This window comes from uncultured Paraglaciecola sp., from assembly GCF_913058035.1.
Classification (GTDB): domain Bacteria; phylum Pseudomonadota; class Gammaproteobacteria; order Enterobacterales; family Alteromonadaceae; genus Paraglaciecola.
Window position 1 is genome coordinate 1 of sequence record NZ_CAJXPA010000065.1, and the last position, 23829, is coordinate 23829.

At 39.6% G+C, this 23829-nt stretch carries 23 protein-coding genes and 1 tRNA gene; 18 read left to right on the forward strand and 6 right to left on the reverse strand.

The genetic code is table 11. From position 1 onward, the window contains the following. Nucleotides 1–92: 92 nt before the first annotated feature. From gyrA to pyrF, 9 genes are all read left to right on the forward strand, one after another. The gene (gene gyrA / locus QZ562_RS10290) at nucleotides 93–2804 is read left to right on the forward strand and encodes a DNA topoisomerase (ATP-hydrolyzing) subunit A (protein WP_293759602.1); all 2712 of its coding nucleotides are present in this window, start codon (nucleotides 93–95) and stop codon (nucleotides 2802–2804) included. A 117-nt stretch (nucleotides 2805–2921) separates the two neighbouring features. Next, complete coding sequence (serC, locus tag QZ562_RS10295; protein ID WP_293759604.1) at nucleotides 2922–4007, forward strand: 3-phosphoserine/phosphohydroxythreonine transaminase; 1086 nt, start codon at nucleotides 2922–2924, stop codon at nucleotides 4005–4007. Continuing rightward, nucleotides 4007–5287: a 3-phosphoshikimate 1-carboxyvinyltransferase gene (gene aroA, locus QZ562_RS10300; protein ID WP_293759606.1), complete on the forward strand. Its 1281-nt coding sequence runs from the start codon at nucleotides 4007–4009 to the stop codon at nucleotides 5285–5287. Before serC ends, aroA begins: the two co-directional genes overlap by 1 nt. 166 nt (nucleotides 5288–5453) lie before the next feature. Beyond that, complete coding sequence (gene cmk / locus QZ562_RS10305; protein WP_293759608.1) at nucleotides 5454–6152, forward strand: (d)CMP kinase; 699 nt, start codon at nucleotides 5454–5456, stop codon at nucleotides 6150–6152. A gap of 102 nt (nucleotides 6153–6254) precedes the next feature. Then, a complete protein-coding gene (rpsA, locus tag QZ562_RS10310; protein WP_293759610.1) occupies nucleotides 6255–7925 on the forward strand; it encodes a 30S ribosomal protein S1 in 1671 nt (556 codons plus the stop codon). A gap of 113 nt (nucleotides 7926–8038) precedes the next feature. Beyond that, nucleotides 8039–8329 carry an integration host factor subunit beta gene (gene ihfB, locus QZ562_RS10315; RefSeq protein WP_293759612.1) on the forward strand — a complete coding sequence of 97 codons (291 nt, stop codon included), beginning with the start codon at nucleotides 8039–8041 and terminating at the stop codon, nucleotides 8327–8329. Between the two features lie 172 nt (nucleotides 8330–8501). Next, a complete protein-coding gene (locus tag QZ562_RS10320; protein WP_293759614.1) occupies nucleotides 8502–8774 on the forward strand; it encodes a LapA family protein in 273 nt (90 codons plus the stop codon). Beyond that, the gene (lapB, locus tag QZ562_RS10325) at nucleotides 8774–9943 is read left to right on the forward strand and encodes a lipopolysaccharide assembly protein LapB (protein WP_293759616.1); all 1170 of its coding nucleotides are present in this window, start codon (nucleotides 8774–8776) and stop codon (nucleotides 9941–9943) included. The genes QZ562_RS10320 and lapB overlap by 1 nt, the downstream gene beginning before the upstream one ends. Before the next feature lies 1 nt (nucleotide 9944). After that, nucleotides 9945–10682 (forward strand): orotidine-5'-phosphate decarboxylase, encoded by a 738-nt coding sequence (gene pyrF, locus QZ562_RS10330; RefSeq protein ID WP_293759618.1) that lies wholly within the window; start codon nucleotides 9945–9947, stop codon nucleotides 10680–10682. 104 nt (nucleotides 10683–10786) lie between these two features. Here pyrF and ald read toward each other — a convergent pair whose 3' ends face one another. Continuing rightward, nucleotides 10787–11920: an alanine dehydrogenase gene (gene ald, locus QZ562_RS10335; protein ID WP_293759620.1), complete on the reverse strand. Its 1134-nt coding sequence runs from the start codon at nucleotides 11918–11920 to the stop codon at nucleotides 10787–10789. A 126-nt stretch (nucleotides 11921–12046) separates the two neighbouring features. Between ald and lrp the strand changes: the two genes are divergently transcribed. From lrp to serS, 6 genes are all read left to right on the forward strand, one after another. Continuing rightward, entirely contained in the window at nucleotides 12047–12532 is a 486-nt protein-coding gene (lrp, locus tag QZ562_RS10340) for a leucine-responsive transcriptional regulator Lrp (protein WP_293759622.1), read from the forward strand. A gap of 122 nt (nucleotides 12533–12654) precedes the next feature. Next, entirely contained in the window at nucleotides 12655–15096 is a 2442-nt protein-coding gene (locus QZ562_RS21260; protein WP_363315348.1) for a DNA translocase FtsK 4TM domain-containing protein, read from the forward strand. Nucleotides 15097–15117: 21 nt separating this feature from the next. After that, a complete protein-coding gene (lolA, locus tag QZ562_RS10355; RefSeq protein WP_293759624.1) occupies nucleotides 15118–15747 on the forward strand; it encodes an outer membrane lipoprotein chaperone LolA in 630 nt (209 codons plus the stop codon). Between the two features lie 128 nt (nucleotides 15748–15875). Next, nucleotides 15876–17162: a replication-associated recombination protein A gene (locus tag QZ562_RS10360; RefSeq protein WP_293759646.1), complete on the forward strand. Its 1287-nt coding sequence runs from the start codon at nucleotides 15876–15878 to the stop codon at nucleotides 17160–17162. Nucleotide 17163: 1 nt separating this feature from the next. Further along, on the forward strand, nucleotides 17164–17547 hold the full coding sequence (gene crcB / locus QZ562_RS10365; RefSeq protein ID WP_293759626.1) for a fluoride efflux transporter CrcB: 384 nt from the start codon (nucleotides 17164–17166) through the stop codon (nucleotides 17545–17547). 10 nt (nucleotides 17548–17557) lie between these two features. After that, nucleotides 17558–18847, forward strand: coding sequence for a serine--tRNA ligase (serS, locus tag QZ562_RS10370; RefSeq protein ID WP_293759628.1), 1290 nt, complete (start codon nucleotides 17558–17560; stop codon nucleotides 18845–18847). A gap of 210 nt (nucleotides 18848–19057) precedes the next feature. On the opposite strand, the gene QZ562_RS10375 is transcribed toward serS, so the two are convergent. The 5 genes from QZ562_RS10375 to QZ562_RS10395 form a co-directional block, all read right to left on the reverse strand. Beyond that, entirely contained in the window at nucleotides 19058–19396 is a 339-nt protein-coding gene (locus QZ562_RS10375) for a TusE/DsrC/DsvC family sulfur relay protein (protein ID WP_293759630.1), read from the reverse strand. Between the two features lie 6 nt (nucleotides 19397–19402). Next, nucleotides 19403–19687: a sulfurtransferase complex subunit TusB gene (gene tusB / locus QZ562_RS10380; protein WP_293759632.1), complete on the reverse strand. Its 285-nt coding sequence runs from the start codon at nucleotides 19685–19687 to the stop codon at nucleotides 19403–19405. Then, nucleotides 19687–20061: a sulfurtransferase complex subunit TusC gene (gene tusC, locus QZ562_RS10385; RefSeq protein WP_293759634.1), complete on the reverse strand. Its 375-nt coding sequence runs from the start codon at nucleotides 20059–20061 to the stop codon at nucleotides 19687–19689. Before tusC ends, tusB begins: the two co-directional genes overlap by 1 nt. Further along, the gene (gene tusD / locus QZ562_RS10390; protein ID WP_293759636.1) at nucleotides 20058–20447 is read right to left on the reverse strand and encodes a sulfurtransferase complex subunit TusD; all 390 of its coding nucleotides are present in this window, start codon (nucleotides 20445–20447) and stop codon (nucleotides 20058–20060) included. The genes tusC and tusD overlap by 4 nt, the downstream gene beginning before the upstream one ends. A gap of 91 nt (nucleotides 20448–20538) precedes the next feature. Next, the gene (locus QZ562_RS10395) at nucleotides 20539–21207 is read right to left on the reverse strand and encodes a Bax inhibitor-1/YccA family protein (protein ID WP_293759638.1); all 669 of its coding nucleotides are present in this window, start codon (nucleotides 21205–21207) and stop codon (nucleotides 20539–20541) included. 268 nt (nucleotides 21208–21475) lie between these two features. Here QZ562_RS10395 and QZ562_RS10400 point away from each other — a divergent pair. The 3 genes from QZ562_RS10400 to QZ562_RS10410 form a co-directional block, all read left to right on the forward strand. Then, nucleotides 21476–21567, forward strand: a tRNA-Ser gene (locus tag QZ562_RS10400). A 695-nt stretch (nucleotides 21568–22262) separates the two neighbouring features. Beyond that, a complete protein-coding gene (locus QZ562_RS10405; protein ID WP_293759640.1) occupies nucleotides 22263–22847 on the forward strand; it encodes an RNA polymerase sigma factor in 585 nt (194 codons plus the stop codon). Then, nucleotides 22847–23829, forward strand: a 983-nt coding sequence (locus tag QZ562_RS10410; RefSeq protein ID WP_293759642.1) for a FecR domain-containing protein, incomplete at its 3' end; no start/stop codon positions are given. The genes QZ562_RS10405 and QZ562_RS10410, both read left to right, overlap by 1 nt.

The window sequence follows — 23829 nt, forward strand, 5'->3', positions numbered from 1 at the left end:
GTAAACCTAATTTTAAGTCCTAGCTTAAAATTGACCAAACGAATTTTACTTAACTAATATTCTAATAATAACGACTAGGGACAAGGCTGTATATGACTGAACACGCCCATGAAATTCTTCCAATTAATATAGAAGAAGAACTTAAAAACTCTTATCTCGACTATGCGATGAGCGTTATTGTTGGCAGGGCGCTGCCTGATGTTCGAGATGGTTTGAAGCCGGTTCACCGCCGGATTTTATTCGCCATGAACGAACTGAAAAACGATTTTAACAAACCTTACAAGAAGTCTGCCCGTGTGGTAGGAGACGTAATAGGTAAATATCACCCTCATGGAGATTCAGCTGTTTACGAAGCTATTGTTCGTATGGCTCAGCCTTTCTCGCTCAGGTATATGTTGGTAGATGGCCAAGGTAACTTCGGTTCGGTTGATGGTGATTCAGCTGCGGCCATGCGTTATACCGAAATTCGCATGTCAAAAATAGCTCACGAGTTATTGGCTGATTTAGAAAAAGAAACTGTTGACTTTGTACCCAATTACGATGAATCGGAATTTATTCCTAACGTTTTACCAACAAGAGTTCCTAATCTGTTGATCAACGGTTCTTCAGGCATTGCAGTAGGTATGGCAACTAATATACCGCCCCACAATCTGACTGAAGTGGTGAATGGCTGTATAGCCATGGTTAATAATCCTGACATCACTATTGAAGAATTGATTGAACATATTCCAGGGCCTGATTTTCCCACTGCTGCATTCATAAGCGGCAGAAAAGGTATAGAAGAAGCTTACCGCACTGGTCGTGGTAAAATTTACATGCGCGCCCGTGCTGAAATTGAAACTGAAGATAACGGTAAAGAAACCATTATTGTTCACGAAATACCTTATCAAGTGAATAAAGCGCGATTGATTGAAAAGATCGCAGACTTAGTTAAAGAGAAAAAAATTGAAGGCATTTCTGCTTTGCGTGATGAGTCTGATAAAGACGGAATGCGTATTGTTGTCGAAGTAAAACGCAATGAATCTGCAGAGGTTCTGTTAAACCATCTGTATTCTCAAACCCAAATGCAAACTGTATTTGGTATCAATATGGTGGCGCTAGATAAAACTCAGCCGAAGATATTTAACCTGATTGATATCTTGAAAGCGTTCGTGTTGCATCGTCGCGAAGTGGTCACTAGACGGACTGTATTCGAACTGAAAAAGGCACGTGAACGGGCTCATATCCTAGAAGGTTTGGCAATAGCACTGGTTAACATTGACCCTATCATTGCAATGATAAAAGCGTCTAAAAGTCCAGCTGAGGCTAAAGTTTCTTTAACTGCTCAGGGCTGGTCTTTGGGTGATGTTGCCGAAATGCTTGAACGTTCAGGCAATGATGCCGCACGACCTGATTGGTTAGAGCCGGAATATGGAATTCGCGATGGACTTTATTACTTAACTGAGCAACAAGCACAAGCTATACTAGACTTGCGCTTGAACAAGCTAACAGGTTTGGAACACGACAAAATATTGTCTGAATACAAAGAGTTGCTTGATTTTATTGCTGAATTATTACACATATTAAATAGTCCTGAACGTTTGATGGAAATTATTCGTGAAGAGCTTGAAGCTATCCGTGATGAGTATGGTGATGCTCGCCGAACTGTTATTACTGCTGCATCACATGACATTGATATTGAAGATTTGATTGAGCGAGAAGAAGTCGTTGTTACCTTATCTCGTGAGGGATATGTCAAATATCAAAAACTGAATGATTATGAATCGCAGCGACGTGGTGGCCGTGGTAAGTCAGCAACAAAAATGAAAAATGAAGATTTCATCGAAAAGTTGCTAGTAGCAAATACGCATGATCATATTTTATGTTTCTCGACTCGAGGACGTCTATATTGGTTGAAAGTGTATCAATTACCCCTTGCCAGCAGAAATGCTCGTGGTCGTCCAATCGTTAACATTCTTCCTCTTGAAGAAAACGAACGTATTACCGCTATTTTACCTATCCAAGAGTTCGAAGAAGGTAAATATGTATTGATGGCAACAGCTAATGGTACAGTCAAGAAAACTGCTTTAACTTCTTATTCTCGTCCTAGAGCTAACGGTATTATTGCTGTTAACTTAAATGAGGGGGATGAGTTAATTGGTGTCGATATCACTAATGGGGATGACGACATTATGTTGTTCTCAGACGCTGGAAAAGTGGTACGTTTTAATGAAAAACAACGTGAAGCTGAAACTGGGAACATCAAGCTTGACCCTGAAACGGGCGAAGAATTGCTTGCTTTACGTCCCATGGGCAGAACCGCTACAGGTGTTCGTGGTATTCGCTTAAAAGACGGTCAAAAAGTAATTTCATTGATTGTACCTAAAGGTGATGGTGCTATTTTAACCGCCACTGAAAATGGTTTCGGTAAACGCACACCCGTCGCAGATTACCCTGCAAAGAGTCGAGCGACGCAGGGTGTGGTATCTATCAAAGTATCTGAACGCAACGGAAAAGTTGTTGGTGCTGTCCAGGTTAATGATAGTGATGAAATCATGCTAATCAGTGACAAAGGTACACTTGTTCGGACTCGTGTCGAAGAAGTCTCTACTGTTGGTCGTAATACCCAAGGTGTCCGCTTAATTCGAACCATTGAAGGTGAGCATGTTGTCGGCTTGCAACGTATTGACGAAATTGAAGAGCTTGAAATTGAGTTAATCGAAGGTGAAGAATCTGAAGTGATTGAAGCCGTTACCGATGAAAATGTTGATGAAGGCACTGATAATGACACTGACGATAATGCTCTAGATAACGAAGACATATAAGAGAGTCCTAATCTTTATATTGAAAGATATGGAAACTAACTGATTTATAGGTATTAATATTGATAAATTAGAAACAACAACGAGTGGCTAATGCCGCTCGTTTTTTTTGGTAGAAAAATGACAAAAATTTATAATTTCTGTGCTGGTCCCGCCATGTTACCAGTAGCCGTCATGCAAAAAGCACAAGCAGAGTTTTTGGATTGGCAATCCATGGGCAGATCTGTGATGGAAATTAGTCATCGTAGCAAAGAGTATATTGCGCTGGCTGAAACGGCAGAACAAGATCTAAAAGATTTACTTTGTGTACCTGACAATTACAAGATACTTTTTGCTCAAGGCGGTGGGCGAGGTCAGTTTTCAGCAGTGCCGATGAATTTACATGGAAATGGCGATACAGTTGATTTTTTGATGAGTGGCTCCTGGTCGGAAGGCGCATTAAAAGAAGCCAGCAAATTTTTGAAAACAAATGTAGTGGGCGATATAGTTATGCAAGACGGTTTAAGCACCGTCTCGAGCATCACCGCTGCGCAAATTGATCAAAAAAGTGCCTATTTCCATTATTGTTCAAATGAAACAATAGAAGGGATAGAGATCAATGACATTCCAGATTGTGGTGATGTGCCATTGGTAGTTGATATGTCATCCAATATTTTGTCGAAACCAATCGATGTCTCTAAATTTGGGGTCATATACGCTGGAGCACAGAAAAACATTGGACCTTCGGGGTTATCTGTAGTGATTGTTAGGGATGATTTATTAGATTTTGCAATGCCTGAAACACCCACTTTTTTGCATTATCAAACTATGGCTAACTACAACTCTATGTACAACACGCCGCCTACTTATTCGTGGTACTTAGCTGGTTTGGTATTTAAATGGCTTAAAGAGCAAGGTGGAGTTGAGGGTATCGCCGAAAAAAATGCTGAGAAAGCAGCACTTTTATACAAATGTATTGATGAAAGCGACTTTTATTTAAATAAAGTTCACCCTGACTTTCGTTCGAAAATGAATCCAACGTTTCATCTTCCTAATACAGATTTAGACGCTGTTTTTGTAAAAGAATCAGAAAAAGCAGGATTAACCGCTCTAAAAGGTCATCGAAGTATAGGTGGGATGCGCGCCAGTATTTATAACGCTATGCCAATCGAAGGGGTGAATGCGTTAACTGAGTTCATGCAAAATTTCGCTAGGAAATACAAATAATGGAACAGTTGTATCTTTCGCCAATTAATAAAGTGGACGGAACGGTCAATGTACCTGGATCTAAAAGTTTGTCTAATCGAGCGTTGTTGCTCGCTGCCTTAGCTAGTGGTGAAACTCACCTAACTAACTTGTTAGACAGCGAAGACATTCATCATATGCTTAATGCCCTCACTAAGTTAAATATCGGTTATCGTTTATCTGAATGTAAAACACAGTGTTGGGTAACAGGTAATGCTGGTGTGTTTAATGTCTCACAACCCGTCACTTTATTTCTAGGTAATGCAGGTACAGCTATGCGGCCACTTTGTGCAGCATTAGCATGCAGTCATGGGGAATTTGAGCTGACAGGTGAGCCCCGAATGGAGGAACGCCCAATTGGTGCCTTAGTTGATTCTTTGAGCCAGGCAGGGGCCAGTATCGATTATTTGAAAGGTGATGGTTACCCTCCTTTATCGATTAAAGGTCATGTTATTCAAGGTGGTAACATTACGGTAGATGGGAGTGTATCTAGCCAATTTCTTACGGCATTACTGATGAGTGCGCCTTTATTTGAACTTGATACCAGTATTGTCATAATCGGTGAACTAGTATCTAAACCTTACATAGATATAACGCTTCATACAATGTCGCAGTTTGGTATTCATGTAGTCAATAAAAACTATCAGCAGTTTGTCATCAAAGGTCAGCAGCAATACAGGTCACCAGGACATTTTATGGTGGAAGGTGATGCCTCATCGGCCTCTTATTTCCTCGCCGCTGGAGCGATTAGAGGTGGTACTGTCAAAGTCACCGGTATTGGTAAAAATAGCATTCAAGGTGATATTCGCTTTGCGGAAGTGTTGCAACAAATGGGTGCAAAAGTTAACTGGCAAGATGACTTTATTGAAGTCACCAGCGCACCATTAAAAGCTATCGACTTAGACATGAATCATATCCCTGATGCTGCTATGACTATCGCGACCACGGCGCTTTTTGCTACAGGTATCACATCAATCAGAAATATATATAATTGGCGGGTAAAGGAAACAGATCGTCTAGCTGCAATGAGTTGTGAGCTTCGTAAGGTTGGTGCAACAGTAGAAGAGGGAGATGACTATATAACTATCACGCCTCCAAAGCAGTTGTTACATGCCGAAATCGATACTTATAATGATCACCGTGTTGCTATGTGTTTCTCATTGGTGGCCTTAAGTGACACCGCTGTTGTTATCAACGACCCTGGTTGCACTGCTAAAACATTTCCTGATTATTTTCAGAGGTTTGCGACTATCTGTAAATAAAATATACTCAAATGGATTTACCCTCGACATGTGTGAATAAAAACGCTTAAACAGTACGTTTTTAAAGCAATGATTATTGAGGTTAGGAAATTGTAACATTAGCATCATTGCTAATGTTACATCTATCCGTATAATTGCGCCCGATTTGTTAAGCTCAGGAGGGCGCATGTACACAGAACCTGTCATTACCATCGACGGTCCAAGCGGCGCAGGTAAAGGAACGGCCAGTAATTTGTTAGCTAAAAAACTGGGCTGGCACTTTTTAGACAGCGGCGCCATATATCGAGTTTTAGCTGTTGCCTCACTGCACCATCAAATTCCAGCCGATGACGAAATAGGCTTGCTTCCATTAGCGTCAGGCTTAGATGTAAATTTTGAGACTACAGAAAATGGGGTAAGAGTTATCCTAGAGGGTGAAGATGTTAGCGATACCATTCGCACTGAAGAAGTAGGAGCAACCGCGTCAAAAATAGCCTCATTACCATCAATTCGTGAAGCTTTATTAAGACGTCAAAGAGGTTTTAAACAAGCACCTGGTCTTGTGGCTGACGGTCGAGACATGGGAACGGTAGTCTTCCCAGAAGCTCAAGTTAAGATATTTTTGACTGCGAGCGCAGAAGAGCGAGCTGGTAGGCGTTTTAAGCAGTTGAAAGACAAGGGGCATGATGTTAATATGCTGCGCCTTTTGCAAGACATAAAAGAACGCGACGAGCGAGATGCAAATCGAGCTATTGCCCCTTTAGTACCTGCAAGGGATGCATTGGTTCTAGATTCCACTGAGTTGAATATAGAACAAGTGCTTGAAAAGATTGAAATGTTTATTGAAGAGAAATTAACTAAAAAGTCTACTTCAGTAAACAGTTAAGTAGAAAAAGCCTGCCAAGTTAGGATGATTTGGTTATGAATAACAACCCCGCGCTCACTGGATTGTAACGTGGATGTCAAAAAAGAAATATATTAAAACACTATGATTGAAAATTTTGCTGATCTATTTGAAGAAAGTTTAAAAGTAATTGAAACCCGTCCTGGCTCTATCGTCAAAGGTACAATTGTATCAATTGATAAAGATATAGTACTCGTTGATGCTGGCCTAAAATCTGAAAGCGCCATCCCTGTAGAACAATTCAGAAACGCCGAAGGCGAGCTTGATGTTGTTGTAGGTGATGTAATCGATGTTGCTTTGGATGCCATAGAAGATGGGTTCGGTGAAACAATTTTATCTCGCGAAAAAGCGAAACGCCACGAAGCTTGGGTAGAATTAGAAAAAGCTTACACTGAAAAAGAAACCATCATAGGTGTTATTAACGGTAAAGTTAAAGGTGGCTTTACGGTTGAAGTGAACACCGTTCGTGCATTCTTACCAGGTTCATTGGTTGATGTACGTCCAGTTCGTGATACAACGCATCTTGAAGGCAAAGAATTAGAATTTAAAGTTATCAAACTAGATGCAAAACGTAATAACGTTGTTGTTTCTCGTCGTGCTGTTATCGAAGCAGAAAGCAGTGCAGAGCGTGATACGCTTCTTGCTAACCTTGAAGAAGGTCATGAAGTTAAAGGTATCGTTAAGAACCTTACTGACTACGGCGCGTTTGTTGACTTAGGTGGTGTAGATGGTCTTCTACACATCACAGATATGGCATGGAAACGTGTTAAGCACCCAAGTGAGATTGTTAATGTTGGTGATGAAATCAACGTTAAGGTATTGAAATTCGATAAAGAAAAATCTCGTGTTTCTCTTGGTATGAAGCAGATGGGCAACGATCCTTGGCAAGAAATTGCTAACCGTTATCCTGAAGGCGCTAAATTAAGTGGTGCAGTGACTAACCTAACTGACTACGGTTGTTTCGTAGAGATCGAGGACGGTGTTGAAGGTTTAGTTCACGTTTCAGAAATGGATTGGACCAACAAAAACATTCATCCATCTAAGGTAGTCAACCTTGGCGATGTATGTGAAGTTATGGTGCTTGAAATTGACGAAGAACGTCGTCGAATATCTCTTGGTCTTAAGCAATGTATTCCTAACCCTTGGGAAGAGTTTGCAAAAGCACAAAGTAAAGGCGATAAAGTCAGTGGTAAGATTAAATCTATTACAGACTTTGGTATCTTCATCGGTCTTGATGGCGGCATAGACGGTTTAGTTCACTTATCTGACATTTCTTGGAATAAGACTGGCGAAGAAGCCGTTCGTGAATACAAGAAAGGTGACGAAATATCAGCTGTTGTACTTCAAGTTGACCCTGAGCGCGAGCGTATTTCTCTAGGTGTTAAGCAGATTGAAGAAGACCCATTCAATCAGTACATTACAGATACTAAGAAAGGCACTATTGTAAATGGTATGGTTACTGCAGTAGATGCTAAAGGCGTAACTGTTAAGCTTGGTGATGAAGTCGAAGGTTATATCCGTGTAGCTGATTTAGCACGTGACCGCGTTGAAGACGCCACGACAATAGTTAGTGTTGATACTGAGATCGAAGCCAAATTTATGGGTGTTGATCGTAAGAATCGCATCGTTAACTTATCTGTTAAGGCGAAAGACCACGCAGATGAGAAAGACGCGCTAGATAAAGTGAATCAACAAGAAGATGTTGGTTTCACTAACGCTTTTGCTGATGCATTTAAAGCTGCTAAAAGCGACTAATTGACGACATTTACAAGCGTATTAATTATTTTGAATGATAATATTTTGACAAATAATTTAACGCGCTTACTATCGGTACTAATGGTTTTTTTGATTAAGGGAGTGTTTACTCAATGACTAAGTCTGAACTTATAGAAAGACTGGCCGATAAAATGCGTCAAGTCCCTGCCAAGGACGTGGAGTTATCGATAAAAGAGATGCTGGAACAGATGGCTCAAACCTTACAAAAAGGTGAGCGTATCGAGATAAGAGGTTTTGGTAGTTTTTCTTTGCACTATCGCGCACCACGAGTTGGTCGTAACCCTAAGTCGGGTGAAACTGTGAAATTAGAAGGCAAGTATGTCCCACATTTCAAACCCGGTAAAGAATTACGAGAAAGGGTCAATGAAAGTTTAGTTAGTTAAGCTTTTGAAAAACTTTTTTAAAACGGCACTCCAATTAGGGTGCCGTTTTTGTTAGAGTTAGCTTAATGTAAAATTAACTTATTTTGTAGATTATATTGAGCAATCAAAGATGTAATAGACTACATGCTAGTAATCAACAATATTTTGGATTGGACGACCCAGAGGGGACTAAATGAGAATCAAAGGATTATTGTTGCTACTGTTTGTATTATTAATACTTGTTATTGCAGGGTTTATTGGTTCGCAGAATAGTCATACCGTATCTATTAACTATATCTTAGCTGAGACAGAAATACGATTGTCAGTGTTATTGGCTGTGACATTTTCTTTAGGCGTCATATTCTCAGTCTTATTGATTGTTGGCACACTATTAAGATTAAAGTGGCGTATTCGTAAATTAGAACGAAAAAATAAAAAACTCTCACTGCCTATTAACGTTTCATAATGTTAGAACTTCTTTTTTTATTATTACCAGTTGCTGCCGGATATGGCTGGGTGATGGGCCGAAACAGCGCCCGTCAAGCGCAACAAAAACATTCAAGTATATTAGCCAAACATTATTATAAAGGATTGAACTTCTTGCTTTCTGATGAGCCAGATAAAGCTGTTGATACACTCATCAAAATGATCGATCTGGACAGTGACACGGTTGAAACTCATATTGCAATGGGAAAATTTTTCAGACATCGAGGTGAACTTGATCGAGCAATTCGAGTGCATCAAAACTTGGTCAGCAAAGAACAAATTTCAGCTTTACAACGAGAATCCGCTTTATATGAACTTGGAAGAGACTATATTCTGGCCGGTTTTTTAGAACGCGCAGAGAACGCTTTTTTACAGCTATTGAATAGTCAAAAACATTTCTTAAATGCGCAAGTCCAGTTATTTAATATTTATCAAACTACCAAAGAATGGCCAAGAGCTATCGAGTTAGCAGAACAAATGATTGGTGCAGGCGGTGACAGCGATGAGTTATATACACGTGTTGCCCACTTTTATTGTGAACAAGCAAACATTGAAATTAAAAATAATAATCTAACAGAAGCTGAAATTCATCTTAAGAAAGCTATAGATGTTGATGAGAAGGCAGTTCGTCCATGGTTGTTGTTAGGTAAAATCGCTATGCAACAACATGACTTTGATAATGCTATTGATTGTTTAAGCCAAATCCCTAGTCGTGATTTAAGTTGGTTAAGTGAAGCGGTGCCTCTAATCGAGGAATGTGCCGAAAATTTGAACGACCATGTGAAATTTAATAAAGTATTAGATGAATATTGGCAGCAATGCGCCACCGCTTATTTGGCTAAAGTCAAATTGATGGCAAAAGCTGGTAAAGTAGAAAGTGCAGCAGGAGTGTTGTTAGATCAATTAAAAAAACATCCCACCATGAAAGGTTTCAAAACCCTTATGGGTTTGTATATTGATTTACAAGACCATGAGCAATCGACTATTAGTTTAATACTATTGAAAGAGTTACTAGAAGAACAAATAAAGCAACGACCCAAATATAAATGTCATAGTTGTGGATTTGCTGGGAGCAAAATTCATTGGTTATGCCCTTCATGTAAAAAATGGGGTGTGGTTAAACCAATTAAAGGCTTAGATGGCGAATAGTATGACAATGATTAAAAAAGACCCAAAAATTGTGGTGGCACTTGATTTTGACCAAGTATATAAAGCTGATGCCTTTGTTGAGCAACTTGACCCAGAGTTGTGCCGGCTTAAAGTGGGTAAAGAAATGTTTACTCACTTTGGCCCAAGCTTCGTAACAAATCTTGTTAATAAAAACTACGATGTTTTTTTAGATTTAAAGTTTCATGATATTCCTAATACTGTTGCAAGAGCTTGCCAAGCTGCTGCAGACTTAGGGGTGTGGATGGTCAATGTGCATGCTTCAGGTGGACCTAAAATGATGGAGTATGCAAGAGAGAGCTTAGTTCAGTATGCGGAGAATCAGCCATTTTTGATTGCGGTTACAGTGCTAACTAGCATGGATCAAAAACAATTAAATGCAATTGGTATTAACTCTTCACCAGAGCAACAAGTGCTTAATCTCGCTAAATTGACTCATGAGTGTGGTTTAGACGGTGTGGTGTGTTCTGCACAAGAGTCAAAGTTACTCAAATTTAATTTTCCTAAATCGAAGTCTTACAGCGCTGCCACCCCAAATGATTTTAAATTAATCACACCTGGGATCCGTCCCGAAGGTTCAAATAAAGGCGACCAAATACGAGTGATGACACCTAAACAAGCTATTCAGGCTGGATCTGATTATTTAGTAATAGGTCGACCGATTACCCAATCAGCCGACCCACTTAACACATTAATAGAAATCAATGACTCTATTATGTAAAGAGTCTTCAACGTTTAAAGAGTCTTCAACGTTTAAAGAGTCTTCAACGTATAAAGAGTCTTCAACGTATAAAGAGTCTTCAACGTTTAGAAACCCTTTAACGTTTAAAGAGTTTCTAAAGCTGTCTTTGCATCCATATACTCAAGACTAAGTTCTTGGCCCAACGCATCTGCAACAGCCTTGTAGGTTATCTTACCTTGATGCACGTTAAGTCCGTTCAACAAGTGGGGATCATCCAACATAGCTTGTTTAGGGCCCTTATTGGCTAGAGCTAGTCCAAAAGGTAATGTTGCATTGTTGAGAGCAATGGTTGATGTACGTGCAACACCGCCAGGCATGTTGGCAACACAATAATGTACCACTTCATCTATAATATAAACTGGATCCTGATGCGTGGTGGCTTTTGATGTTTCAAAGCATCCACCCTGATCGATTGCCACATCTACTACAACTGAACCAGGTTTCATGTTTTTAATATGTCCACGATTCAACAGTTTAGGTGCCGCAGCGCCCGGAACTAATACGGCGCCAATTACTAGGTCTGCTCTGGAAGAGTAATATTCAATGGCTTCTGCAGTTGAAAAAACAGTTGCTAGCCTACCTTCAAAAATATCATCCAGTTCACGTAAACGATTTAATGACCGGTCTAATATGGTCACGTCAGCACCAATACCCATTGCCATTTTAGCTGCATTTAATCCTACAACTCCACCACCTATTACTACTACCTTTCCTGGAGCAACACCTGGTACGCCGCCTAATAAAGTACCGCTACCGCCTTGCGCTTTTTCTAAATAATGTGCACCGGCTTGTACTGACATTCTTCCAGCTACTTCACTCATGGGTGCTAATAGCGGTAATGTATTTCTATTATCGGTGACCGTTTCATAAGCAATGCAAGTTGCGCCAGATTCAACTAATAACTGAGTTTGAAGCGGATCTGGAGCCAAATGAAGGTAGGTATATAAAGTCTGACCTGGACGTAACATTTTACATTCATTTGGTTGTGGTTCTTTTACCTTAACTATCATATCGGCTTTAGCAAAAATGGCTTCTGCTTTCTCAATTATTTCAGCTCCAGCCGCAATATATTGCTCGTCTGTGAAGCCAATAGAATGTCCTGCTTGTGTTTCTACCCATACCTGGTGTGAATGTTGTATGAACTCTTTTACAGCAGCTGGGGTCAAACCCACTCTATATTCATGGTTCTTAATTTCTTTTGGTACACCGATCAACATAACTACACTCCATTTATAAGGATATTTAAGAAGAAAAGTATAATCGAATATTTAAAGTAAGTTGTTTTGTATTCAGGCATACAAAAGTATAATATTTTGTATGACAGTCACTTTGCGGTATATTGTATGTTGATAAAAACACCCAAACATCTTGACAGGATAGATAGAAACATTCTTATTGAATTACAGAAAAATGGAAAAATCACTAATGCCGATCTTGCGAGTAAAATTGGACTGAGTGCAAGTCCATGTTTAGAAAGGGTAAAAAGGTTAGAGGTACAAGGTTACATTACTGGTTATCACGCTCGTGTTGACCCCTCGTTATTAGGGGCGTCTATGTTAGTTTTTGTAGAGATCACATTGACAAAAACATCAGTTGATATATTTGAAGAATTTTCTACCGCAGTACGTAAGCATGAAGATATTCAGGAGTGTCATCTTGTTTCAGGTAATTTTGACTATTTGCTTAAAGCACGTGTTGCAGACATGTCTAGCTATCGAAAGTTGCTTGGCGATACATTATTACGTTTGCCTGGGGTCAGCGAGTCACGCACATATGTGGTTATGGAGGAGATAAAAGAGTCAACTCAAGTTAAAATAAGCTTGAGATAACATTCGTTGCCCAGTATTGCTTAATTTGCGAGCGGAAGGTGTCAGTGAACTAGGATTTTCAGTACTGCACTGGTATCTTGTGTAAATGTGCTAACAACAATTGATAAAAGAAAACTATTTATATGGCGCGACTCACGGGCATTCAAAGAATTATGGAAGTAGGCATGATTATCAGTTGTGTCTTTGCATTTTTTCTATTACTAGCTATGACTTCTTTTCATCCTGCCGACCCTGGCTGGAGTCAAGCTGGTTTGCAAAGCGATGTAAACAATTGGGTAGGACCAATTGGTGCTTGGTTTGCTGATATATTATTCTTTATTTTGGGCTCGTTTGCTTACAGTTTACCATTTTGTTGTGCATTTTTAGGCTGGTTTTTATTTCAACAAACTAAAACTTTATTTGAGATAGATTACCTTACGATTGGACTCAGATTGATCGGTGTCATTTTATTTGTTTTAGGTTCAACAGGTTTGCTAAGCCTCAATGTAGAAGACATTCATAACTACACTTCTGGTGGTATCATTGGAGATATTTTAAGTTCGTCGCTAATCCCCTATTTTAGTCTGGTAGGTACAACTCTATTGCTACTTTGCTTCTTCTGCACAGGCTTCACGCTGTTAAGCGGTATATCGTGGGTTATCATTGTTGATAAAATTGGCGAATTAGCGATAAGTGTTAGTTATTTTATCTACCGCACACCGGCAAAACTTAAAGGGTCGTCTAATCTGCTTCTACCTTTTAAAAAGGCAACACCAGAACATACAAATTTAGTACCCGCTGATGATGACTTCTGGGGCAGCGAGTCTGAAAATAGTAATTTTGAACATCATCATGATGCGCCATATTCAGCTGAGCCTGTTTTACCTCAAAATATTCTTGATGAACCAGAGCCTGTAAAGTCAAATCCTGTTTCTATTCGCGAGTTAAAAAATAAAATCACTTCTTTGGGTAAATCACCGAAAGTAGAACCTGTTATGACAGAAGCTGAGCTGGGATCCGAACCAGAAACCGAACTAAAAATCGAAATAGATAAAGAACTTTTACCGGATGTGAGTGTTAACCAAAAACAGGGACCTATGCCATCTTTTGCTTTGCTGGAACGTGCAGATAAAGTTAAAAATCCTATCACCCCTGAAGAGTTAGAAATTGTCTCTCGTTTACTTGAAGCCAAACTTGCTGATTTCAATATTGAAGCAAGTGTGGTCGGTGTGTATCCAGGTCCTGTTATTACACGTTTTGAAATGGATTTAGCACCGGGTGTTAAAGTCAGTAAAATCACCACCTTATCAAAAGACTTGGCGCGCTCTATGTCAGCCCTCTCGGTGCGTGTGGTAGAAGTTATCCCAGGTAAGTCTGTTATTGGTTTAGAATTACCCAATAAAAAACGCGACATGGTACGTTTAAGTGAAGTGATCAGTGCCGATGTGTTTCAATCTTCCGAGTCACCATTAACCATGGTTCTGGGCGCAGATATTTCCGGTAAACCTGTTGTGGTAGATTTAGCAAAAATGCCTCATCTTTTGGTCGCGGGTACCACAGGCTCTGGAAAGTCTGTAGGTGTGAACGTGATGATCCTGAGCCTGTTATATAAATCTACGCCTGAAGATGTGCGTATGATTATGATTGATCCAAAAATGTTGGAATTATCTGTCTATGAAGGTATTCCACATTTATTATCCGAAGTGGTTACCGATATGAAAGAAGCCGCTAACGCACTACGTTGGTGTGTGGGAGAAATGGAACGCCGCTACAAATTGATGTCCGCCCTTGGGGTTAGGAATCTAAAAGGTTATAACAGTAAAGTACTGAATGCTATTGAAGTGGGTGAGCCTATTCGCGACCCATTGTGGAAGTCTGAAGAAAGCATGGAAACGCAAGCACCTATCTTAGGAAAATTACCCGCCATTGTGGTAGTGGTGGATGAATTCGCCGACATGATGATGATTGTTGGTAAAAAAGTAGAAGAGTTAATAGCGCGTATTGCACAAAAAGCCCGAGCCGCAGGGATTCACTTAGTATTGGCTACCCAAAGACCATCTGTTGATGTTATTACTGGTCTTATTAAAGCCAATATTCCCACTCGTATCGCTTTTCAAGTATCTTCTAAAATTGACTCCCGGACTATTCTTGACCAAGGAGGGGCAGAAGCTCTTTTAGGGGCAGGGGATATGTTATATTTACCACCGGGAACCGGTGTGCCAACACGTATTCATGGTGCATTTGTGGATGATCACGAGGTACACGCCGTGGTTGCGGATTGGAAAAAACGTGGTGCGCCACAATATATTGATGAGATTTTAAATGGTGATGCTAGTACAGACATCCTATTACCTGGCGAAAAGTCTGAAGATGCTGATCAAGAATATGATGTGTTTTACGACGAAGCCGTCTCTTTTGTAACAGAAACCAGACGAGCGTCGGTATCAGGTGTGCAGCGAAAATTCAGAATTGGTTACAACCGCGCAGCCAGATTAGTGGAACAAATGGAACAAAGTGGCGTCGTAACCTCTCCCGGGCATAATGGCAACCGTGAAGTGTTAGCCGCTGCAGCTCCTAAAGATTAACCCTAAAAGAAGTCATCATAAATGAACAAGCTACCACAATTAAAACCACTACTTTTATTCATCGCGGTGTTACTTAATAGCACATTTGTCCTGTGTGCAGAAACTGACGCCAAACAACAGCTAAAAGTGAAATTGGCTTTACTTGCAACTTATCAAGCTAATTTTACGCAAACAGTCGTCGATATTGAGAATACATTATTGCAAGAGGCCGAGGGCCGGATAATATTACGACAACCCAACAATTTATATTGGGAGCTGTTTGAACCAAACGAAAGTGTATTGTTAGCTGATGGTACAAATATCTGGAACATCGACCCCTTCTTAGAGCAAGTTGTGGTTTATGGAGCAAACGCGGCCCTTGAAAACAATCCTTTAATTTTGTTAACCAATCCCGATAGTACTCAATGGCAAAAATTTGATGTGAGTCGCTTAGATAGTCAATTTATCATTAAGCCACGAGAGTTAAATGGGGGTATCGAATCGTTACGTTTAGTATTTAACGGTGACACCTTAATTGAGATTGAAAGCCAAGATGGGCAACAACAAAAGAGTTTACTGTTGTTCTCTGAAATAGAACAAAACCATTCGTTACCCGCTGATACCTTTAGGTTTGTTATGCCTGAAGGTTATGAGTTGGACGACCAGCGATAACTATGACAACAGAATTTGACTTTGCTGGTAACAACAACAGTTTGAATAATGATTCCAATGACGGCTTGAAAAACAAAATTGTTGCACCGTTAGTATCGTTTGCACCGTTTACACCTTTAGCCGCTCGTATGCGGCCAAAAGTGATTGAACAGTACTTTGGTCAACAGCATATCGTTGGTCCAGGTAAACCATTAAGAGCGGCATTATTGCGCGGTCAATGTCATTCAATGATCCTGTGGGGACCACCAGGAACAGGTAAAACAACGCTAGCAGAATTAGTGGCTACACATTGTGAAGCTCATATCGAGCGTTTGTCTGCCGTCAGTAGTGGTGTTAAAGATATTCGTCAGGCCATAGACAACGCTAAATATTATACGAGTCAACATCATCAGCGCACCATATTGTTTGTAGACGAAGTACATCGCTTCAATAAAAGTCAACAAGATGCATTTTTACCTTTTATAGAAGACGGAACCGTAACGTTTATCGGAGCGACTACTGAAAATCCTTCTTTTGAACTCAACAATGCTTTGTTATCAAGAGCTAGAGTATATTTACTTAAAAGCTTAAGCGCAGATGAGCTCAGTGAAGTTATTACACAAGCGTTAACCGACAATGAACGTGGTCTAGGCCTTGTTGATATCACTTTAGATCATCAAGCCAAATCAATGTTGATTGATATGGCATCAGGTGACGCGAGGCGTCTATTAAATCATTTAGAACTTAGTGCTGATTTTTTACCAACCGATTCAGTAGACAAGACCCTCACTGTCGATATGGTAAAACTAGCCGTAGGCGAAAAAGTTGCACAGTATGATAAAAACGGTGATCAGTTTTACGATTTGATTTCAGCTTTTCATAAGTCGATACGCGGCTCTGCGCCTGATGCAGCACTGTATTGGTTCGCACGTATGCTAGTGGCTGGATGTGACCCTTTATATATTGCCAGAAGGTTGTTAGCTATTGCCTCAGAAGATATCGGCAATGCTGATCCTAGAGCGATGCAGATATGTTTGAACGCATGGGATATATTTCAACGAGTTGGGCCTGCAGAAGGTGAAAGAGCAATTGCACAAGCTATTCTGTATTGTGCCAGTGCAGCAAAAAGTAATGCTGTCTATTTGGCGTTTAATGCAGCTGTTCAACATGCAAAAGACACACCTGATTCAGCGGTGCCAGAACACTTAAGAAATGCACCCACTAGTCTGATGAAAGATTTGGGCTATGGAAAAGAATATCGCTACGCCCATAATGAAAGTCATGCCTATGCAGCAGGAGAAAATTATTTTCCTGAAGCTTTACGAGATACTCTATATTATCAGCCTAGTGCTCGCGGCTTAGAAAAAAAGCTACAAGAAAAATTAAAATTTTTAAAGGAGCTTGATTTGCATAGCACACAGCAGAGGTATAAATAGTATGCATACAACAGCAACGATGTATATTTTTATCGCTCTTGGAGGTGCAACTGGAGCTTGTTTGCGCTATTTTCTTTCACAACTGATGCTTCAATGGTTTGGCAAAGGCTTTCCTTTTGGTACACTTCTGGTCAATATTGTTGGTTCATTTTTCCTAGGGTTTTTGTATTCATTATTGGAACATGGTCAATTAGAAGCGGCCTTATGGCGTACAACAGTTGGAATTGGTTTTCTTGGTGCACTCACCACATTTTCCACATTCTCAGTAGACACGTTAATGCTCTTTCAACAGGGCTTGTGGTTTAAAGCTGCACTTAACGTAACTTTAAATATAATGTGTTGCTTATTTGCAGCATGGTTAGGCACTCAATTAGTGAAAGGTTAAATAAAACAAAATGTTAGATCCAAAATATTTACGTGGCGATATTCAACACACTGCAGAAAAACTAAAAAGAAGAGGGTTTGAATTAGACGTAAGTTCATTTATTGAATTAGAAGAAAAGCGTAAATCTCTACAAATCAAAACCCAAGAGTTACAAAATGATCGCAACGTGCGATCTAAATCGATTGGTAAAGCTAAAGCGTCGGGTGAAGATATTCAGCCTCTTTTAGCCGAAGTGGGTAAGCTAGGTGAAGAATTAGATTCAGCAAAAGCCGAATTGTCGGTTTTGTTAGAAGAAATAGCGGCGCAATCACACACTATTCCAAATTTACCTGACGACTCAGTACCTCAAGGTGAAAATGAAGATGGCAACCTTGAAATCAGTCGCTGGGGTACACCACGTGAATTTGATTTTGATATCAAAGACCATGTAGACCTAGGTGCAAACTTAAGCAAAGGTGTGGATTTTGATGCGGGTTCAAAACTAGCAGGTGCTCGTTTCGTAGTGATGCGTGGACAGGTTGCTCGTCTGAATCGTTCCATTGCTCAGTTTATGCTGGATTTACATACACAAGAACATGGTTATGAAGAAACCAATGTGCCTTTATTAGTTAATCATGAAAGCATGGTGGGTACAGGCCAATTCCCTAAATTTGAAGGTGATTCTTTCCATACTAAACCTGCCACAGAAGAAGGGCAGGGTTTATCACTTATCCCCACATCAGAAGTGCCATTAGCGAATATTGCTCGCGACGAAATTTATGGGATCAAAGATTTGCCCTTGAAAATGACAGCATTCAGCCCCTGTTTTCGCAGTGAAGCTGGTTCGCACGGACGTGATACCCGTGGACTTATTCGCCTGCATCAGTTTGAAAAAGTAGAGCTAGTGCAACTTGTTACACCTGACACTTCTTTTGATGCATTGGAAGAGTTAACGCAACATGCTGAAAAAGTGCTGCAGCTACTTGAATTGCCATATCGTAAAATGCTTCTCTGTACAGGTGATATGGGCTTTGGGGCTTGTAAAACTTATGACCTTGAAGTGTGGTTACCCGCTCAAGATACTTATCGTGAAATTTCATCATGCTCAAATATGCTGGACTTCCAAGCTCGCAGAATGCAAGCCCGCTTTCGTGCAGAGCAGGGGAGTAAACCTGAACTATTGCACACCCTTAATGGTTCGGGTTTAGCCGTCGGGCGAACACTGGTGGCTATTTTGGAGAATAACCAGCAAGCAGATGGATCCATAACAATACCAACAGTATTACAATCTTATATGGGTGGATTACAGAAGATTGGGTAAGAAAATTTTTGGGGCTTGGCTTTTATACTTCCAAGTAACTTATGCGAAATCATTTTGTGAAATCTTTATGAAATCACTTTATGAAATCAGTTGTTGTTTCAGAATGAGTTGGCTTTCCAAGTGCACGAATACCGACTTAAAATTAAAGGACGCTTCGAACAATAGCTGATTTTGACGTATTTTAGTTTGATGAATTAGACTTTATAAGCGCTACAAACACTTTGCAGGTTTAGGTAAACCTGCAACTTTTGTCGCTTGTTTGGCTGGACCTTTTGGAAATAATTTAAATAAATACCGGCTATTACCTTTTTCTGGACCAAACTCATTGGCCATCGCTTTAACAAGAACTCGCATTGCTGGGCTAGTGTTAAATTCAAGATAAAATTGGCGTACGAACTTAACCACTTCCCAGTGATTATCAGTTAACTCGATGTTTTCTGTTTTGGCTAAAGTGGCAGCAATGTCTGCTTGCCAATCTTCAACCTTCAGTAAATAACCTGCTTTATCTGTAGCAAACTTTTTACCTGCAACTTCAAAATGATATTCCATTTGCCCTTACCAGCTGATTACATTGTCATATATTAAGCTGAGTTCGACGAACTCGGCATAAGTGATAATCTGAATATTGTTATTTTCTAGCTTCAGCCCACGCGCCTCAATATCATCTTTAAGCACATACACTGCATGTAATTCTGTGAGCTTTGCGTATATTGTCTGATGCATTAATGCATAAACTGCATCTTGGGTTAGTAGCAATCCATCAGTGTTATGGATACGTTGTAAACAATGTTGCAGAGCCAGATGGCTGAATGGGCTTGAAGATATTTTGTGTAAAATCATTAAAAGCTCATTACGTATCGCTGGTTAGCTAAAATGCTGGATAAGTCTTCTAGTTCAATGAGTGTCACAGGGATACACAGCTGAGACACTTTTATTCCTCTTTGCGCTAGGCTTTGTTTGCACACATATATGCTTTCTATGTCATAAAATTCGAGAGCAGGGAAGGTCTTGTGATAAGCCTTGTTATCAATTGATGCTGCATGTTGGGAAATTAATAGCTGCAACACACCATCCTCAATAAAAAACATACTCACGACTTGAGCAAAATTACTCATAGCAAGAGCCATGTCTAAGCTTTCTTGGCCGTTAGAAGAACCGTAGGGTGCAGATTTATTAATAATGGCAACGCTTGTTATTGCTGCTGTTGGGCTCAAAACTGTATCAACCTATCACTACAGCTAATCAATATTGCTAACTCACCTAAACCGACTGATTCGAAAGGCGCTGCCAAACTAAAATGTGGGTTGTCTGTTTCTTGTGCATCTTCAGCGGTTGTGATGCCTCTCTTAATTGCGGCGCTGACACACACCATCAGGGGCACCCGATATTGTTGTGAGAGTTTCAACCACGCTGCATACAAGTCAAATTCATCAGATGGTGTGATTTGTAAACTAGACCCATTAAGTGCCCCGCTTTGATAAAAAAAAATCCCGTTGATGCTGTGTTTTGATTGTGCAGCCGCAAGGGCAAAACGATACGCACTGTAAGCATTTTGTTGCGAAAAAGGAGCAGAAGTAATGACTAACGCAAAAGAAGACATAATTTTCATGTAAAAAATGACATAAGTGGTCAATGTACCATAAAAAATGCCCCAGCAAGCTGAGGCATTTTTAAAGTAAAGTATTTAAAAACTAGTCGTCGCTACCAAAAACACCTAGAAGGTGAAGAATGGACGTAAATAAGTTATAAATATTTAAATACATAGATACAGTTGCGCGGATATAATTTGTTTCACCACCATTAATGATGCGACTGGTATCATACAAAATGAAGCCAGACATAATAAACACTATCGCTGCACTTACAGCTAGGCTGAGTGCCGGTATACCTAGGAAAATGTTTGCAACTGAAGCTACAACAGCAACAATCAATCCTACAAGTAAAAAACCACCCATAAAAGAAAAATCTTTTTTGGTTGTTAATACATAACCAGATAATCCGAAAAACACCAATGCAGTTGTACCAAAAGCTTGGAGAATTAATCCTGAGCCACCTGGAAAGCCTGCATAGTGGTTCAACATCGGACCTAAAGATGCGCCAAGTAAGCCGGTAAAGACGAATACAAACAAAATACCCATCGAGCTTTGCGCTGCTTTATTTAAAAAGAAAATCATAACAAGTGCACCTAGACTCATCATCATAGCTGTACCTCGTCCTAAACCCATAGACATTGCAATACCAGCGCACACTGCACTAAAAGTTAGTGTCATGGCAAGCAACATATAAGTGTTACGAAGTACCTTATTAGTTTGCAAGGCAGAAGCTTCACCTGAGCTACTGTAGGAAGACCTTTGTTCCATTTTATTCTCCAAAACGTAAGTTGAAATTCATTGTATATTAATAGTGTACTTGTATGGGGTTTGGTTCACTTTTTCAAGTAATATTGTATTTAATTGTTATCTATAAACGTAACTTGATGTAAATGCGCCCAATCCGTTCAAACAATAATCAATCAGCGCATTTTGTTCAATTAAGGCTTTACAAGCCCTAGAAACGTCACTATTATTCGCACCCTCAATTCGGTGAGGCGAAATAATATATTTAACCACACGAGATTGTAGAAAATACGGATAGCTGGCAGAGCTCGGTTTAATGCACCTGACTTGAAATCAGACGTAGGGTCAAACCTACCGGGGGTTCGAATCCCTCGCTATCCGCCACATTTTTAAAGCCCGCTTAATTGCGGGTTTTTTGCGTCTGAGGCATTATAATTATCGTCTATTTATGCGTTTTTTTATACGTTTATGTAAAACTCCAATAAAGTTTTTGCAAAAGCCAACCCTAGCCATAAAGCATCGTCAAAGGCGATGCAAGTGTATCCCGTCAAGTCACTCTGATACTCAGTCAGTACAAGGTAACCTAAGACAAAGTTCCTCTTTTATATTTAGCTTGAAAAATCAATTATATTTTCAAGCATTATAATGTGTTAAACAATCAGTATTACCTTACAATATTAACAACTTTAATCTGACAATCTTATGCTGTTATATTCTTTGTGGGTTAACGTCCAGAGGCTTTTTAATTATCTAAAGCACCTGTTAAATACCAGCTTACATTTAAATTTTAGCATTTTATATTTGTTCATTTCAGGTATACAATTAACCAACACATTACTTCCTCACCACCCAAACTCTGTTTAATTAAATGTTATTTTTTCAGCCCATTTATTGTCCTCTACATTTTATCCGTACATAATTCTTAATTTTAATAGAGTAGCGGGTTTTTTGTGTTCAGCCGTTATACAATAGTTGAGTCATTCAGCAATGATGATTGAGCTACATTCTTTATCTCTTTTGAAAGTCCGATTGAAAGTCGATTGAAAGTTTAAAACTTGACAGCAAAGGTTTCTATTAAAATGACCGATAATAAAGATTCAAAATCCCGGTTCGTTATTTTGACTGAGTTCAAGAAAAGTCAGTTGTCATTGCGTAGCTTTATTTCTCGTTATGTCATTTCACCTCAAGATATTGATGATGTTACGCAGGAAACATTTTTACGTGCATACAAAGCTGAAAAAGTTAAAGAAAAAGAAATAGAGTACCCTAAAGCATTCTTATTTCGAATTGCTAAAAATTTAATGTTGTCTGAGTTTTCCAGCAAAGCCCGAAAAATCACTGATTATATTGAAGACTACGATGCCTCAGATGAGCTACTCAATACTGACAATCTAGAATCAAATGTTATGGCTCAACAAAAACTTGGGGTTTATTGTGAGGCAGTTGCCTCTTTACCTTCACAGTGTAGAAAAGTCGTTATTATGAAAAAAGTGTATGGAATGCAAAATAAAGAAATATCAAGACGATTGGAATTATCGGTTAGTACTGTAGAAAAACATCTCACCAAAGGCATCAGACGCTTAAATTCAACCATAACTAGTCGCTATGATGAGCAAGATACTCAATTGTCATCACTAGGGTCAAATCAAAAGGGGACAATATAATGGATAATATTACGTCATTCCCTAGTTCAACAGTGCTTGAAGAAGAGGCTTGCCAGTGGATTGTAAAATTCGAAAGTGATAATGAACCCTCAACTCAAGATATTGAGCAATTGAATGTTTGGCTGTCGAAAAGTCCCGTGCATAAGGAGACATTGTTGCGACTGTCTAAGACATGGTGCAACATGGATATTATGTCAGGATTAATGGTGCCATTGGGGTATTCGTTAAAACCTAAGCGAAGTAAGCTAAAATCCTACGCTTTGAAACGATTACCTTTTATTACAGGTATTATTCGTGTGTTCAATAAAGAAACCATGATGTTGTTTCGTCCCCTTATTTTACCCGCATTAATAGTTATTATGATGCTCAATTTGACATTTTTTTGGCCAAACTTAATACCAGAACTACCCAATAATATGTATATCACCTCTATTGGCGAACACTCTACTCATACTCTTGAAGACGGCTCAGTACTGACACTTAACAGCAACTCTCAAGTTGAAGTTTATTATACCCTGAGTAAACGTGTGATAAATTTATTAACGGGAGAAGCGCATTTTGATGTTGTATCCGATCCTAACAGGCCATTTGAGGTGTATGCTGGGAATCGAATGATCAAGGCTGTTGGTACTGCTTTTTCTGTGTATCGTCTAGAAAATAATATTGAGGTGTTAGTGACTGAGGGGAATGTTGACCTTGCGATTGTTCAGTCGACCTTATTGGTTAAACCCAAAACATTCTATAAAAATAAGGTAGATTTTAATCAAAAGTTATCACCTGATTCGATAGAAAATACAGTAACGGTTATTGCATCATTGAAGGCGGGTCAAAGTGTTTCTATTCCCATTAGTTCTGATAGTTTGGATACGCCGGTCGTTGAATATGCGCAAGGTGACTTAGTTCGTAAGTTATCTTGGTTAGATGGTCGATTGGTGTTTGCTGGTGAATCACTTCAAGAGGTGGTGGCTGAAGTAAGCAGACA

Excerpts from the sequence above, each read along its gene's own strand:
- rpsA (WP_293759610.1), top strand. The coding sequence starts at position 6,255 with ATGATTGAAAATTTTGCTGATCTATTTGAAGAAAGTTTAAAAGTAATT.
- lapB (WP_293759616.1), top strand. The coding sequence starts at position 8,774 with ATGTTAGAACTTCTTTTTTTATTATTACCAGTTGCTGCCGGATATGGC.
- tusB (WP_293759632.1), bottom strand. The coding sequence starts at position 19,687 with ATGATTTTACACAAAATATCTTCAAGCCCATTCAGCCATCTGGCTCTG.
- QZ562_RS10405 (WP_293759640.1), top strand. The coding sequence starts at position 22,263 with ATGACCGATAATAAAGATTCAAAATCCCGGTTCGTTATTTTGACTGAG.
- pyrF (WP_293759618.1), top strand. The coding sequence starts at position 9,945 with ATGACAATGATTAAAAAAGACCCAAAAATTGTGGTGGCACTTGATTTT.
- ihfB (WP_293759612.1), top strand. The coding sequence starts at position 8,039 with ATGACTAAGTCTGAACTTATAGAAAGACTGGCCGATAAAATGCGTCAA.
- QZ562_RS10360 (WP_293759646.1), top strand. The coding sequence starts at position 15,876 with ATGCGGCCAAAAGTGATTGAACAGTACTTTGGTCAACAGCATATCGTT.
- crcB (WP_293759626.1), top strand. The coding sequence starts at position 17,164 with ATGCATACAACAGCAACGATGTATATTTTTATCGCTCTTGGAGGTGCA.
- lolA (WP_293759624.1), top strand. The coding sequence starts at position 15,118 with ATGAACAAGCTACCACAATTAAAACCACTACTTTTATTCATCGCGGTG.
- gyrA (WP_293759602.1), top strand. The coding sequence starts at position 93 with ATGACTGAACACGCCCATGAAATTCTTCCAATTAATATAGAAGAAGAA.
- lrp (WP_293759622.1), top strand. The coding sequence starts at position 12,047 with ATGTTGATAAAAACACCCAAACATCTTGACAGGATAGATAGAAACATT.
- QZ562_RS10375 (WP_293759630.1), bottom strand. The coding sequence starts at position 19,396 with ATGGAATATCATTTTGAAGTTGCAGGTAAAAAGTTTGCTACAGATAAA.
- serC (WP_293759604.1), top strand. The coding sequence starts at position 2,922 with ATGACAAAAATTTATAATTTCTGTGCTGGTCCCGCCATGTTACCAGTA.
- QZ562_RS10395 (WP_293759638.1), bottom strand. The coding sequence starts at position 21,207 with ATGGAACAAAGGTCTTCCTACAGTAGCTCAGGTGAAGCTTCTGCCTTG.
- aroA (WP_293759606.1), top strand. The coding sequence starts at position 4,007 with ATGGAACAGTTGTATCTTTCGCCAATTAATAAAGTGGACGGAACGGTC.
- serS (WP_293759628.1), top strand. The coding sequence starts at position 17,558 with ATGTTAGATCCAAAATATTTACGTGGCGATATTCAACACACTGCAGAA.
- ald (WP_293759620.1), bottom strand. The coding sequence starts at position 11,920 with ATGTTGATCGGTGTACCAAAAGAAATTAAGAACCATGAATATAGAGTG.
- tusD (WP_293759636.1), bottom strand. The coding sequence starts at position 20,447 with ATGTCTTCTTTTGCGTTAGTCATTACTTCTGCTCCTTTTTCGCAACAA.
- QZ562_RS10320 (WP_293759614.1), top strand. The coding sequence starts at position 8,502 with ATGAGAATCAAAGGATTATTGTTGCTACTGTTTGTATTATTAATACTT.
- QZ562_RS21260 (WP_363315348.1), top strand. The coding sequence starts at position 12,655 with ATGGCGCGACTCACGGGCATTCAAAGAATTATGGAAGTAGGCATGATT.
- cmk (WP_293759608.1), top strand. The coding sequence starts at position 5,454 with ATGTACACAGAACCTGTCATTACCATCGACGGTCCAAGCGGCGCAGGT.